The sequence below is a fragment of the Natrialba hulunbeirensis JCM 10989 genome, from assembly GCF_000337575.1.
Classification (GTDB): domain Archaea; phylum Halobacteriota; class Halobacteria; order Halobacteriales; family Natrialbaceae; genus Natrialba; species Natrialba hulunbeirensis.
Genome location: NZ_AOIM01000043.1, coordinates 34471 through 47774, shown reverse-complemented (window position 1 = coordinate 47774; position 13304 = coordinate 34471). Strand labels below are relative to the sequence as shown.

Here is a 13304-nt window from a genome sequence, read left to right as displayed (position 1 = left end):
CGCGAACCGAGAACCGAGAACCGAGAACCGAGAACCGGGACACGAGACACGAACCAGCAAACACGACAGAGACACCATGCAGGACATCACGCCGACCACAGACGAGATGGAGATCGACCGCAGGACGCTCATCGCACAAACGGGCGCAGCAACGGGTGTGCTCGCACTCGCGGGCTGTCTCGACGGTGACGACGATGAGGAAGACGAGGACGAAGACGATCCGGACGCCGAAAACGGCGACGAGAACGGTGCCGACGAGGACTACGGCGACGGCCGGCCGACGATCGAGGTGGAAGACCCGCCGAACGCGGTCTACCTCCCGACTCACCGCGAGGCCATGCGGATGCTCGATCCGGTCGAAGCCGGCGACATGATGCTCGGGCCGATGCTCTCGTACCCGCACGATTTCTGGACCATCGCTGGCAGCGGCGAGGACGCCGTCGAACGCGAGAGTCCAGACGACGGCCGTGGCGTCCACATGATGTTCACGCTCTGGGATCAGCAGACGGGGACCGTGTTGCCAGTCGACGACGGCGTCCAGATTCGCGTCTACGACGGCGACGAGCAGGTTGGGTCACCGGTCTCGCCGTGGTCGATGATCTCCCAGGAGATGGGCTTTCACTTCGGCGATAACGTCACTCTTCCCGAAGACGGCACGTACACTGTCGAGGTGACGATTCCGCCGCTCTCGGTGCGAACGACCGGCGACCTCGCGGGCCGACTCGACGAGCGCGTGAGCGCGACCTTCGAGTTCGAGTACGACGACGAGTTCCGCCACGAGGTGATCGGCGGCGTCCAGTATCTCGACGAAGAGCAGTGGGGGGACCGTGACGCGCTGGAACCGATGGATCACGGTGATCACGGTGAGCACGGAGACCACGATGGCCACGACGACGAAGATCACGATCACGAGGAGGAACACGATCACAACGGCGACCACGACGGCCACGACGAGCACGACGACCACGCACACGTCCCTTACTCCGCTCTCCCCCGGATCGAGGAGTACGGCGGCACGATCCTTGCTACCGCCGGCGACGAGTCCGGTGTCGAGGGCGTTCCGACCGCCCACGACTCGCTCCCACGAAGCGACGACGCGGCGATCCTCGTAGCGCTGTTCGAGGACGGATCCGCGGACGCGGAACGGCTCTCTGACGACGGAGACGGAGACGATGGCAGTAGTAGTGCCGGCCAGTACCTCCTCGTCTCCCCACGAACGCCGTACAACCGCGTTCCGCTCGCTGACGCCGCGCTCAGTGTCACCGTCGAGCGCGACGGCGACACGATCGTCGGTCCCGACACGGCGCTCGCAGAAACCCTCGATAGCGAGTACGGCATCCACTACGGCCTGGTGGTCGACGATGCACAGATCGAAACCGGCGATTCGGTGACGGTTACGATCGACTCACCACCGCAGATCGCGCGCCATCAGGGGTACGACACAGCCTTCCTCGAGATGCCCCCAATCGAGTTCACCGTTCCCGAGCAATGACGACATCACGCCCAGACTCGGCGACTGGCAACGAGGGTGACGGCGGACGGCGTGGGCTCCGCCTCGCCACCCTCATCGTCGCGTGCTGTCTCGCGCTCGTCGCTGTCGCGTTCGTCCCCGCCCCCGTCGGTGCCGGCGACAACGTAGCGAGCTTCTGGTTCGACCCAGAGGATACCGACGCAGCTGCCGGCGAGACGTTCGAACTCGAGCTCGTCGCGAGTAGCCACGGTGATCTGGTGGGTGACGGCGTCGACGAGCTGGCAGTGACACTCGAGTACGACGCTGCAATCTTTACAGTCACAGACATCGAGCACGAGCGGATGCTGGCAGACGGCGACTCGGATGCCGAGATACACGAGTCCGAGGAGATTGACGAGGATGCGGGGACGCTGACGCTCGAACAGGAGCGCGAGCCGTCGGGTGACGGTGCGAAAACGACGGAGCCGATGGCGACGATTACGTTCGAGGTTGCGTCGGACGCGCCGAGTGGCAACGAGACGATCGAGATCACTGATTCGGCGGCGATTCTCGTCAGTGACTACCCGCAGACGACGTTCGACCGTGACGCGCACGTCCAGATTGACGGGTCGGCAACTGCGTCGGACGCGGACGCGGACGCGGACGCGGACGCGAACTCGGATGAGAGTCTGGCAGACGGCGTTCCCGGCTTCACGGGTGCGATTGCACTCGGTGGTGTGCTGGCTGCGCTTGCGCTCGCGGCGGTTGCGAGACGACGCGACTGACGGTAGCTGACGTGTTGAGCAGTGTCGCGGCCGATAAGCGCGGTGTGCGGCGCTCCCACGCGGTCGGCTGCAATGCCAACGTTGACACTCTTTCGAGTCGGACACTCGACGCATGAGTACGGCTGAGGTCGATATGTCGCGGACGAAGGCGTGGCTGCTGGCCGCCCGCCCCCAGACCTTGCCCGCGGCCGCAGCCCCGATCATCGTCGCCGTGGGGCTTGCGATCTACGACGGCGTTTTTGCACCCGGACCGGCGCTGATGGCGTTCATCGGCGCTGCGTTAATTCAGATCGGGACGAACTTCGCGAACGACTACTACGACGCGATCAAGGGTGCAGACACCGACGATCGCGAGGGGTTCACCCGCGTTACGCAGGCGGGAATCATCCCCGCCGAACAGGTCAAACTCGCGACCGCCGTCACGTTCGCCCTGGCAATTCTCTCTGGCACCTACCTCGTCTACATCGGCGGCCTCCCGATTCTCGTCATCGGCCTGGTGAGCGTCTTCTGTGGCTGGGCCTACACCGGCGGCCCCTACCCCCTCGGCTACCACGGCCTCGGTGATCTCTTCGTGTTCGTCTTCTTCGGCATCGTCGCCGTCGTCGGCACCTATTACGTGCAGGCCGCTGCCGCAATCGAGCCGTTCATCACGACGATTCCTACCGGTACGATTACCTGGGACGCGTTTTTCGTTAGTCTCCCGATCGCTGCACTCTCGACGGCGATCATCATCGTCAACAACGTCCGCGACCTCGAGACTGACGCCGAGACCGGCAAACGAACGCTCGCGGTCCGCCTCGGGTATCGTGGGAGTCGCATCGAGTACACTGCCATGCTTGCGCTCGCGTATCTCGTCCCTGTCTGGCTCTGGCTCGGCGAGGGCTTCCCCGTGAGTGTGCTGCTCCCGCTCGTCTCGCTCCCCTACGCGGCCATGATCGCACAGACGATCTGGGCCAGAACCGACGGCGAGGCGCTCAACCCGGCGCTCGAGGCGACCGGCAAACTGCTCGCACTGTACGCGGCGCTGTTCGCCGCCGGGATGGTGATCTAAGTGTCCGGTGACGACGCCCCACGGTTCGAACTCGAGTACCGACGATTTTCGCTTCCGCTCAGAGAGCCACTCGAGACGGCGTCGGGGTCGATCGATGCGCGCGAGGGCTTTCTGCTCCGACTTGCGGACCGAACAGGCGACGACACAACGGTTGGCTATGGCGAGGCGACGCCACTTTCCGGCTGGACGGAGCCGCTTGCGGACTGTGAGGACGCACTCGAGCGCGCCAGTCGCGCACTCCGTGATCGCGGAACTCTGGAGGACGCACTCGAGGCGGCTGCGGGCGCTTCGGCGGCCAGACACGGCGTCTCGCTGGCGATCACGGACTGCCGGGCGACGGGCGAGGCGACCCCGCTGTATCGGTACGTCGGACAGGGGCCGATGGTCGGCCGCGTCCCGGTGAACGCGACGATCGGTGACGGGAGTCCGAAAGAGACGGCACACCGGACTGCAAACGCCGTCCAGCGCGGGTTCGACTGCTGCAAACTCAAAGTCGGCCGCCGCCCCGTCTCGGCGGACATCGAACGGATTCGGCGAACTCGCGAAGTCGTCGGTCCCGACGTCGAGTTACGTGTCGACGCCAACGAGGCCTGGACGTTCGACGAGGCCGCGCAGGCGATCGACACGTTCGTCGACGACGGCCTCGGCGTGTCGATCGTCGAACAACCGCTTCCGGCGGGGGCACTCAAGGGCCACGCTGAGCTTCGCGAGCGCGCAGCAGGCGAGCTTTCTATCGCGCTCGACGAAGGGCTACTCGAGCACGGCGTCGACGCGGTCTGTGAGGCACAGGCTGCTGACATCCTCGTCCTGAAGCCGATGGCGCTCGGCGGGATCGACATCGCGCGCAAGATCGCCGCCTGGGTGACGGAACTCGGGGTCAGACCGCTCGTGACGACGACTATCGACGGCGTCGTCGCCCGGACCGGTGCCGTCCACCTCGCGGCAGCCATCCCGAACCTCCCCGCATGCGGTCTCGCGACGGGCGACCTGCTCGCCGATGATTTGGGACGCGATCCCGTCCTCCTCGAGAACGGCGCTGCCGTCGTCCCGCAAGCGAAGGGGCTCGGCATCGAGGGGGTGTGGCACGAATGATCGGTACGCACGAGTGGCCGACGCGGGATCTGCTCTCCCATCGTGCGGCCGCGACGCCCCAGCGGTCGGCCCTGATCGACGTCGACACCGGCACCGAGTGGACCTACGCCGAGTTCGATCGCCGGGTGGATCGGCTCGCGGGGGTACTCGAGTCCGACTCCGACGTCGACCGTGGCGGCCGTCTCGGGATCATGATGGACACCCGTCCCGCCTTCGCGATGCTCTTTTTCGCGGCGATGCGCCTCGGCGTGACCGTCGCGCCGCTTAACGTTCGGGAGACGACCGACGAGTTAGCTGCAAAGGTCGATCGACTCGACCTTGACGCGTTGGTCTGTGAGGCAGATACCGAATCAACCGCGGTGGAACTCGGGACCGATGCTGACTCCAAACGCTTGCCCACCTACTCCGTCGACGAGTCGACGACGGAGGGGGCCGGCGTGTCAGCGCTGTCGGCGGCTGTCGACTACGAGAGTGACGGACCAGATTTAACAACCAACACGACTGGCACAACCAATACAACCGGCACACCGAGCGCAGCAACCGACACCACCCCGTCCGTCGACCCAGTCGCACTCGAGTCCGGCCACGTGCAACTGCTCATGTTCACGTCGGGGACCTCTGGCGAGCCGAAAATCGTCCGGGTGACGGTCGGTAACCTGGTCGCGAGCGCGACGGCCTCTGCGTTTCGACTGGGCGTAGAACGGTCCGATCGATGGCTCTGCTGTCTCCCGATGTATCACATGGGCGGCATCGCGCCGGTCATCCGGTCGACGCTGTACGGGACGACCGCGGTGATCCAGCGGACGTTCGACGAGCGCGAGACGGCCCGCGTGCTGGACGAGTACGATATTTCGGGGGTCTCGCTGGTTCCCACGATGTGCAAGCGCCTGCTCGACGCCGGCTGGGAGCCAGCCGACGCGCTCCGGTTCGTTCTCCTCGGCGGTGCGCCCGCCTCGACAGAGTTTCTGGAACGCTGTCGTGAAGCGGATGTGCCCGCTTACCCGACCTACGGCATGACGGAGACGGCTTCCCAGATCACGACCGCGACGCCGGCGGAGGCGGCGCGACACGAGGGGACGGTTGGCCAGCCGCTCGTCGTCACCGACGTGTCGATTCTGGGTGACGACGGCGAACCGGTTCCGGCAGGTGAGGCGGGCGAAATCGTCGTCGCCGGGCCGACGGTGACGCCGGGCTACCTCGACGAGGACCGCACGACGGGGGCGTTCTGCAAGCGGGGACTCCGGACCGGCGACGTGGGTTACCGGGACGAAGACGGTCGGCTGTGGATCCTCAACCGACGGAGCGACCGCATCGTCACCGGCGGCGAGAACGTCGACCCCGGCGAGGTGATCGACGTATTGTGCACTCACCCGGCCATCGAGGCAGCAGCCGTCGTCGGCCTCGAGGATCCAGAATGGGGCGAGCGCGTGAGCGCGCTGGTCGTTCCCGTCGAGACGAACGGGTCGGAATCGAACTCGGCTTCGGGTGTCGACGCGGATGCAGACTCGGCTTCGGGCCTACTCGAGTCCGTCCGCGCTCACTGCGACGACAACCTGGCGGGATTCAAGTGTCCGAAGACGATCGGCGTGGTCGATTCACTCTCGCGGACGCACTCGGGAACGGTCGACCGAGCGGCGGCTCGCGAGCGGTTGCTCGAGGTCGGCATCGACATGACGCGATCCCAGTGATTGACGCGATCCCAGTGATTTTTGATGGACGCGCAGCGGTAGCGTGGACCGTCGCCGAAACATGTCTGTTGGAACATCTCACAGACGATATTTATAGGAAAACCAAGGCGGATTCCCCGGGCCACCGTGCCCGGGGTTGAAGCCGACATCCGCTGCCACTAACCACGAACTATTAAGTACCAATACGAACTATTGAAACTCGTGACAGACGGCTACCTGAGACGCACCGCAATCACCCGCCCCATCCTCACTGACGAGCAACAGGATTTGCTCGATACCACCATCAACGAGTGGAAAACTGCCTGCAACATCAGTAGCCGCATCGGATGGGAACACGGTGAAACGCGGAAAACCTACCTCCAAGACCTCGCCTACGACACGGTGTTGGAGGAAATACGTCTCGGGAGTCAACACGCGATTCTTGCTACCCATCAGGCCGCAGCCGCCCTCGATGGTGTCGAAGCAATCGAAGACCTCGATGAACACTACAAAACGTCCCGACCAGAGTTCACCAGTAATACGGTGAAATACGACACCCGGACGATGACGCTGTTCGATGACGGGTCTGTTTCGCTTTCCACCGCCGAGGGTCGGATTCGGTGTGACCTGAACCTTCCCGACGAAGAAGACGGGTATCAACACGAATACCTCACCGATGACGAGTGGGAAGTAACGGAGTCCACGCTGTCAAAGCGTGATGGCGAATACTACCTCCACCTCGGGTTTCGAAAAGACAAGCCCGGGAAGCAGGTCGAAAGGCAGGATGACGACGAGGACAGGACAGTTCTCGGCGTTGACCTCGGCATCGTAAACATCGCCACCACCAGCACGGCGTACTTCGCATCCGGCAGAGAGCTTCGACACCAGCATCGAGAGTTAGAGCGGATTCGCGGTAATCTTCAGCAGACTGGCACACAATCCGCCCATCGGACGATTCAGCAGATGAGTGGGCGCGAGTCACGGTATCTCCGTGACAAACTTCATCAAGTTGCTAACCAGATTCTCGAAGAAGCACGCACACACGACTGCGAATACATCGCGTTCGAGAATCTAAAGCACATCCGAGAGCGTGCGCCGCCCGTGAAAGAGTTCCACCAGTGGGCACACCGGCAACTCGTTGACCTTGTGGAGTACAAGGCTGAAGCCCACGGGATTAGTGTCGAGTTTGTAAGTCCGAAGAACACGAGTCGCCGGTGTCCCGAGTGTGGGCATACGAGCGAAGGGAATCGGGTGCGACAGGCGGAATTCGAGTGTGAGTCGTGCGATGTAACTCAGAATGCGGATTACGTGGGTGCGAAGAATGTTGGGTGGCGGTACGTCCGTCGCGGCCTACAGTCGTCGCGGCGGACGGGCGACAGTCAACTCGCCCTGAAGTCAGGAACGGTGACGCCGAACCGGGGATTTGTCCCGTCCGACTAACCGTCGGCAGAGGTCGAGTTCACTGACAAGCCCCGCGCCACCGTGCGCGGGGCAGTTGACATGCTACTGTATGCCACACGGGCAAGATGTCGAAGACGATACCTCGGAATTGACATCGGAATACGAGTGTCTCCAGTGCGGCCGAATCGTCGAAGCTGAGACGAGTCCGGGAACGTGTGCGAAGTGCGGCGGCGACTTCCAGAATCGGGCGAAGTCGGTCGAGTAGCGGGGGTACGCGGCTGTGTTTGTTGTCCGTCCGTGACCGCTGCGCGCCAGCGGTGGACTGCCACTTAATACGATTAGACTCCTATCATGAGTCGTGTGCACACTGACGCTCGCCTGGCAGGTCTTCGAGGACGTGCCCGTTGCTGTCGCCGCGAACCGGGACGAAGCCGTCGACCGCGATTCGCAGCCACCCGCCATCTACAGTGAGGATCCACTCGTCGTCGCTCCGCGAGATGCGGCGGCTGGCGGCACCTGGATCGGCTTCAACGAACACGGCCTCTTTGCCGGCATCACGAACAAGTGGACCGACGCCGACCTCGCCGGCGATCGTTCGCGGGGGTTGCTCGTCGCGGACGTACTCGAGTCCCCCTCGGTCGACGAGGCCGCCGCGGTCGTCGAGGACGCGACGGCTGCTGACGAGTACGACGGCTTCTCGCTCGTGGTCGCGGACGCGGATCGCGCGGCCTGCTACCAGTGGGACGGCGAGCTTTCGGTGACGGAGTTCGACCCCGGCGTCCACGTCGTGGTCAACGTCGCGATCGACGACGATGTGGATCTGCCGTCGTTCCGGACCGAGGTTGCGAGCGCACAGGCCGAGAACGCACGAGAGGTTCGCGCCGAACTCGCAGCCGAGGCGGACGACGCCGCCCCCGATTGGCTCGCACGCGCTGGCTCCGTCCTCGGTGACCACGAGTTCGGCGTCTGTATTCACGGAGACGGGTACGGGACGCGGTCATCCTCGCTGCTCGCGCTCGCCTCGGATTCGGACGAGGCGAGCGGACTCGTCGGCGCGACCTATTGGTTCGCGCCCGGTTCTCCCTGCGAGACGGCGTATCAGCCGGTTACGCTTGCACCGCAGTCCGAGTCCGAGTCCGAGTCCGAGCCCGTTCCCGGCCCCGAGTCTGAATCTAACTCTGACTCCGAACCTGCATCCGAGTTTGTGTTCGGGTCTGCGTCGGACGCTACAGGACCGACCGAATCCGTGACGGGTGCCGAGTTCACGTTCGAAGAATGGACTCGTCGAAACGAATGACACTGGCGTCGAAGGGCACATTTAAGCGGCTCCCTGCCTCTCATACGCACATGGACGCACACCTGGCTGTCGCGACGAGGACGAGCACGGAGGGGTGGTCGCCGTGAGCGTCTCTGCGGCCGAATCGGAACTCACGGAGGACGAACGTGCCGGTCTCGAACTCGTTCGAGAGACCGGCGGCATCCACCAGAGCGACTTCTGGAAGGAACTCGATGTCTCCTCTCGGAAGGGAAGTCGGATCGTCGAGTCGCTCGTCGAATACGACCTCGTCAACCGCGAGGATACGGTGTACAACGGACACAACACCTACTACATCACGCCGACCGCGCGCGATCTCGACTTTACGCTGCTGATGGCCGGCGACATGCTCTCGCCGTTCATCGGTGAGGAAGAGGTGGATCCGAACAGTGACGCCTTCTCGCAGTGGATTATGAACCTCGCCTACGAGGAGTAGCGAGCGAGGAGCAGCAACCGAACCGCTGACGAAAACAGCAAGCAGCCGCCCGATTTCTCACTCGTTCGAACTCGAAGAGCGGCGTGTCAGTAGCCAGCGCCCGAGCGGTGTCGCCGGATTGTCAGGCGATTGCATCACGCTCTGTTCGACGAATATCCAGGCGAGCGTCGCCACGAACCCGGTAAATGCCACGGTGACGGAGACAGCCTCGCCGGTCAGTAACTGCCCGGCCATCGCCACTCCAAGCGTCCCGAGCAGCACCCAGCCGGCGACGACGATCGCCGGACCGTAACGCTCGGCAACTGTATCCAGTGAAAACACCCGCTCTAACAACCCGATCGCACTCACGACGATCATCGTCCCCGCAAAACACGCGACGACGATCTGCGTCGATCCGACATCGATCATAGCACGTCCGTCAGCAGGTACGAGCTTAAGTATACAGTCCAATGATCGGTTCAACGACCGGTTTCGAGGTAGAGACGTGATCTGTGACCAGTCCCAGCGCCATCGCTCCCAGCAATCGACGCTCTCAGACACACCACGAGTCGACGAAAACGGGTTCCAGTCGGACCGTTACTCGAACTCGAGTGCACTTGCCGCGCGAATCAACCGCTCTTCACCGAATGCGGGGCCGACAAGCTGGAGGCCGACGGGGAGGCCGTCGGCGTCGCTCTCGCCGGCTGGAACCGAGATTGCGGGCAGGTCCGCGAGGTTCACGGGGACGGTGTTTGCGTCGGCGAGGTACATCTGGAGTGGGTCGTCGAGACTCTCGCCCTGCTCGAACGGGGTGACGGGCATCGTCGGCGAGGCGAGCACATCGGCCTCCGAGAGCGCCTCGTCGAAGTCCTGCTTGACCCAGGCGCGGGCGTCCTGAGCCTTCTTGTAGTACTTGTCGTGGTAGCCCGCCGAAAGCGCGTAGGTGCCGAGGAGGATGCGGCGCTTGACCTCGTCGCCGAAGCCGTCCTTGCGGACCTGGGAGAAGGTCTCGTTCCAGTTGCCCTCGGTTTCGGTCTCGGTCTCGGGGCCGTAGCGGACGCCGTCGAATCGGGCGAGGTTCGAGGAGGCTTCGGACATCGCGATCACGTAGTAGGCCTCGACGGCGTGCTCGACGGACGGCAGGGAGACCTCGTGGTACTCCGCACCCTGGGCTTCGAGGTCGGCGATGGCATCCCAGAAGGTGTCGACGACGTCTTCGTCAGCCCCCTCGAGGAGCTCGGTTGGGACGCCGATCGTGAGGCCGTCCACATCGCCGGTTGCGGCAGCGGCGTAGCTCTCACCGTCGGGAGCAGCGTCACGCGTCGTTGCGTCCCGCTCATCCGGCCCCGCGATGACATCGAGCAGCGCGGCCGCGTCCTCGACGGTCTCGCCGAACGGGCCGATCTGTTCGAGACTGTTGCCGTAGGCAACCAGGCCGTAGCGCGAGACGAGGCCGTACGTCGGCTTGATGCCGACGACGCCACAGAAGGCGGCCGGACAGCGGATCGAGCCGCCCGTATCCGAGCCGAGCGCGAGGTCGGCCTCGCCGGCGGCGACGGCAGCCGCGGAGCCACCGGAGGAGCCACCCGGGACGTGGCCCGGTGCAGCGGGATTGTCCGTCGGGCCGAACGCCGAGGTTTCGGTGGTCGAACCCATGCCGAACTCGTCCATGTTTGCCTTGCCGACGATGGTCGCGCCGGCCTCCTTGAGTCGCGAGATCACCGTCGCGTCGTACGGCGGCACGTACTCTTCGAGCATCGCCGAGCCACAGGTTGTTGCGACGCCCTTCGTCGAGATGTTGTCCTTGACGGCGACCGTGCGACCCGCGAGCGGGCCGTCTGCGTCCGCGTCCTCGTTCTCGGTATCGTCGCCTTCGATTCGTTCGTCCGTGATGAAGATATTAGCAGCCATGTGAAATCAGACTCAGGAGACGTTCGGTCCCTTGAAGAAGCCGTCCTCGGTCTCTGGCGCGTTCCGAAGCGCCTCCTCGCGGTCCAGCGAGTCGCGCTCTTCGTCCGGGCGCATCACGTTCGTCAGGGCAGCCTCGCGCTCGACCTCCGGCACCTCGTCTAGGGTTTCGAAGTACTCGAGTATGTCCGCGAACTGGCCGGTGAACGCCTCGACCTCCTCGTCGTCGAGGTCGACGCGGGCCAGTTCCGCAACGTGGCGGACTGCCTCGGGATTGACGGCGTCGTCGCTCATACGTGTTCGAATCGCCCTGTCGGGAGTAAGCGTTTCGATACGGCGACAGCTGTGGGTGCGTACTGGCGGCGCTGCGTGTGGGGCGACCCGACTGAGACGGTCGGGTGTCGTTCGGGAGCGGTGATTGCCGCCCGGCCGGAGTGAGGGCTGGCAAAACGCCGCAACGATCCGTCTGAAACGGTGGGCTGAAGCTGTGATTACGCTCGCAGGCACGCGTTCAAATATCCGTACGATCACAGTGTTTAAGTCGCGGCAGGGCGTTATACTGTGACTGACAGGGCGTTTTCAGCGACGATTCGATTGGCTCCACTACCAATGACTGACTCCAGTATTCGAACGCACAGTGACGAGCGACGCACGACTGAGCGGGCGGAGTCCAGCGAGCGGACGGACGAGCGCGACGAGCAGACGAACGAGGGCGAGACTGAACGGAAGCGCGACCGCGAACGCGAGCACGGACGACCACGGGGGCGACAGCAGGACCAGGAACAAGAACAAGCGCAGGAATCAGAACAAGAACAGTGTCCCGAGTGTGACGGCCGCCTCATGTCCGACGCAGAACACGCCGAAACCGTCTGTGCGGACTGCGGCCTCGTCGTCCAGGAAGGTGAGATCGACCGCGGCCCCGAGTGGCGCGCGTTCGATGCCGCAGAAAAGGACGAAAAGAGCCGCGTTGGTGCTCCGACGACCAACATGATGCACGACCAGGGGCTCTCGACGAACATCGGCTGGCAGGACAAAGACGCCTACGGCCGGTCGCTCTCGAGTCGCCAGCGCCAGAAGATGCAGCGGCTTCGCACCTGGAACGAGCGCTTTCGCACCCGCGACTCGAAAGAGCGCAACCTGAAGCAGGCGCTCGGCGAAATCGACCGCATGGCGAGCGCGCTCGGCCTCCCCGACAACGTCCGCGAGACCGCGAGCGTCATCTATCGGCGGGCACTCGAGGAGGACCTGCTTCCGGGCCGGTCCATCGAGGGCGTTTCGACCGCCTCGCTGTACGCGTCGGCTCGGCAGGCCGGCACGCCGCGCAGTCTCGACGAAATCGAGGGCGTCAGCCGCGTCGAAAAGGACGAAATCGCACGGACCTACCGGTACGTGATTCGGGAACTCGGCCTCGAAGTCAAGCCGGCGGACCCGGTGAGCTACGTCCCGCGCTTCGCGAGCGATCTCGATCTCTCCGACGAGACCGAACGCCGCGCCCGACAGTTACTCGAGACGGCCAAGGAATCGGGCATCCACAGCGGCAAGTCGCCGGTGGGGCTCGCAGCGGCGGCGGTGTACGCCGGCGCACTCCTCACGAACGAGAAAGTGACTCAGAACGACGTCAGCGAGGTCGCGAGTATTTCCGAGGTGACGATCCGTAACCGGTATCACGAACTGCTCGAAGCCGAGGGCGGCGCACCGGCGTAGATCGAGTCGCGATCGCAGCGCGTTCAATGAGCGATTTACTGCCGTTCGTCGCTGTGCCAGCGTGTGCTGTTCGACGGACTGCATTGCTAACGAGTGCATACTCAAGCCCGTTTGTCCGGTCGACCTGACTATGGCTGCTGTACTCGAGTGTGACAACTGTCGAGCGCCGGACGTTGCGTACACGCTGACGACGCACGACGCGGGGAGCGACGGGACGGAGATCGATTTGCACTTCTGCTCGAGCGAGTGTTTGCGGGTGTGGACGTAGCTACGGGCGGTTGTGCCGACGATGCTGACCGTCAGCACTGATCGTCGGCTGGCGGACCGGTCGGGTAGGCTGGCGGTCCGGTCGGGTAGGCTGTCGGACCGGTCGGAATTCGTCAGTTGGGATCGCCCCTGACCCCGCTTACCCTCGTGTGTCCGACGTTCGCTCCAGTGGGCCGCAATGAGATCGACGGGGCAGTTCTCCTGGTGGGGGCGTCGTTTTTGTCCGTCTCCTCGTTATTCACGACTACG

At 64.1% G+C, this 13304-nt stretch carries 14 protein-coding genes; 11 read left to right on the top strand and 3 right to left on the bottom strand.

Going from position 1 to position 13304, the window contains the following annotated elements:
* Window positions 1-76 precede the first annotated feature (76 nt).
* The 9 genes from C483_RS18760 (at window position 77) to C483_RS18725 (ending at window position 9197) form a co-directional block, all read left to right on the top strand.
* Window positions 77-1492: a DUF7350 domain-containing protein gene (locus tag C483_RS18760; RefSeq protein WP_006654942.1), complete on the top strand. Its 1416-nt coding sequence runs from the start codon at window positions 77-79 to the stop codon at window positions 1490-1492.
* Window positions 1489-2235, top strand: a complete 747-nt coding sequence (locus C483_RS18755; protein ID WP_006654941.1) for a cohesin domain-containing protein — start codon at window positions 1489-1491, stop codon at window positions 2233-2235. The genes C483_RS18760 and C483_RS18755 overlap by 4 nt, the downstream gene beginning before the upstream one ends.
* Before the next feature lie 112 nt (window positions 2236-2347).
* A complete protein-coding gene (locus C483_RS18750) occupies window positions 2348-3286 on the top strand; it encodes a 1,4-dihydroxy-2-naphthoate polyprenyltransferase (protein ID WP_006654940.1) in 939 nt (312 codons plus the stop codon).
* Window positions 3287-4378 (top strand): mandelate racemase/muconate lactonizing enzyme family protein, encoded by a 1092-nt coding sequence (locus C483_RS18745; protein WP_006654939.1) that lies wholly within the window; start codon window positions 3287-3289, stop codon window positions 4376-4378.
* On the top strand, window positions 4375-6066 hold the full coding sequence (locus C483_RS18740) for a class I adenylate-forming enzyme family protein (protein WP_006654938.1): 1692 nt from the start codon (window positions 4375-4377) through the stop codon (window positions 6064-6066). The genes C483_RS18745 and C483_RS18740 overlap by 4 nt, the downstream gene beginning before the upstream one ends.
* 201 nt (window positions 6067-6267) lie before the next feature.
* The gene (locus C483_RS18735; RefSeq protein ID WP_006654937.1) at window positions 6268-7485 is read left to right on the top strand and encodes an RNA-guided endonuclease InsQ/TnpB family protein; all 1218 of its coding nucleotides are present in this window, start codon (window positions 6268-6270) and stop codon (window positions 7483-7485) included.
* A 70-nt stretch (window positions 7486-7555) separates the two neighbouring features.
* Window positions 7556-7711 (top strand): rubrerythrin-like domain-containing protein, encoded by a 156-nt coding sequence (locus C483_RS20150; protein ID WP_006654936.1) that lies wholly within the window; start codon window positions 7556-7558, stop codon window positions 7709-7711.
* 93 nt (window positions 7712-7804) lie between these two features.
* Window positions 7805-8743, top strand: a complete 939-nt coding sequence (locus C483_RS18730) for an NRDE family protein (protein WP_006654935.1) — start codon at window positions 7805-7807, stop codon at window positions 8741-8743.
* A gap of 103 nt (window positions 8744-8846) precedes the next feature.
* Window positions 8847-9197 carry a helix-turn-helix transcriptional regulator gene (locus tag C483_RS18725; protein ID WP_004267708.1) on the top strand — a complete coding sequence of 117 codons (351 nt, stop codon included), beginning with the start codon at window positions 8847-8849 and terminating at the stop codon, window positions 9195-9197.
* Between the two features lie 57 nt (window positions 9198-9254).
* On the opposite strand, the gene C483_RS18720 is transcribed toward C483_RS18725, so the two are convergent.
* From C483_RS18720 to gatC, 3 genes are all read right to left on the bottom strand, one after another.
* The gene (locus tag C483_RS18720; RefSeq protein WP_006654934.1) at window positions 9255-9605 is read right to left on the bottom strand and encodes a hypothetical protein; all 351 of its coding nucleotides are present in this window, start codon (window positions 9603-9605) and stop codon (window positions 9255-9257) included.
* A gap of 168 nt (window positions 9606-9773) precedes the next feature.
* Window positions 9774-11087 (bottom strand): Asp-tRNA(Asn)/Glu-tRNA(Gln) amidotransferase subunit GatA, encoded by a 1314-nt coding sequence (gene gatA / locus C483_RS18715; RefSeq protein WP_006654933.1) that lies wholly within the window; start codon window positions 11085-11087, stop codon window positions 9774-9776.
* Between the two features lie 12 nt (window positions 11088-11099).
* Window positions 11100-11378: an Asp-tRNA(Asn)/Glu-tRNA(Gln) amidotransferase subunit GatC gene (gene gatC / locus C483_RS18710; RefSeq protein WP_006167629.1), complete on the bottom strand. Its 279-nt coding sequence runs from the start codon at window positions 11376-11378 to the stop codon at window positions 11100-11102.
* A 315-nt stretch (window positions 11379-11693) separates the two neighbouring features.
* On the opposite strand from gatC, the gene C483_RS18705 reads away from it, so the two are divergent.
* A complete protein-coding gene (locus C483_RS18705; protein ID WP_006654932.1) occupies window positions 11694-12788 on the top strand; it encodes a transcription initiation factor IIB in 1095 nt (364 codons plus the stop codon).
* 130 nt (window positions 12789-12918) lie between these two features.
* Window positions 12919-13056: a hypothetical protein gene (locus C483_RS20565; RefSeq protein WP_006654931.1), complete on the top strand. Its 138-nt coding sequence runs from the start codon at window positions 12919-12921 to the stop codon at window positions 13054-13056.
* Window positions 13057-13304 lie beyond the last annotated feature (248 nt).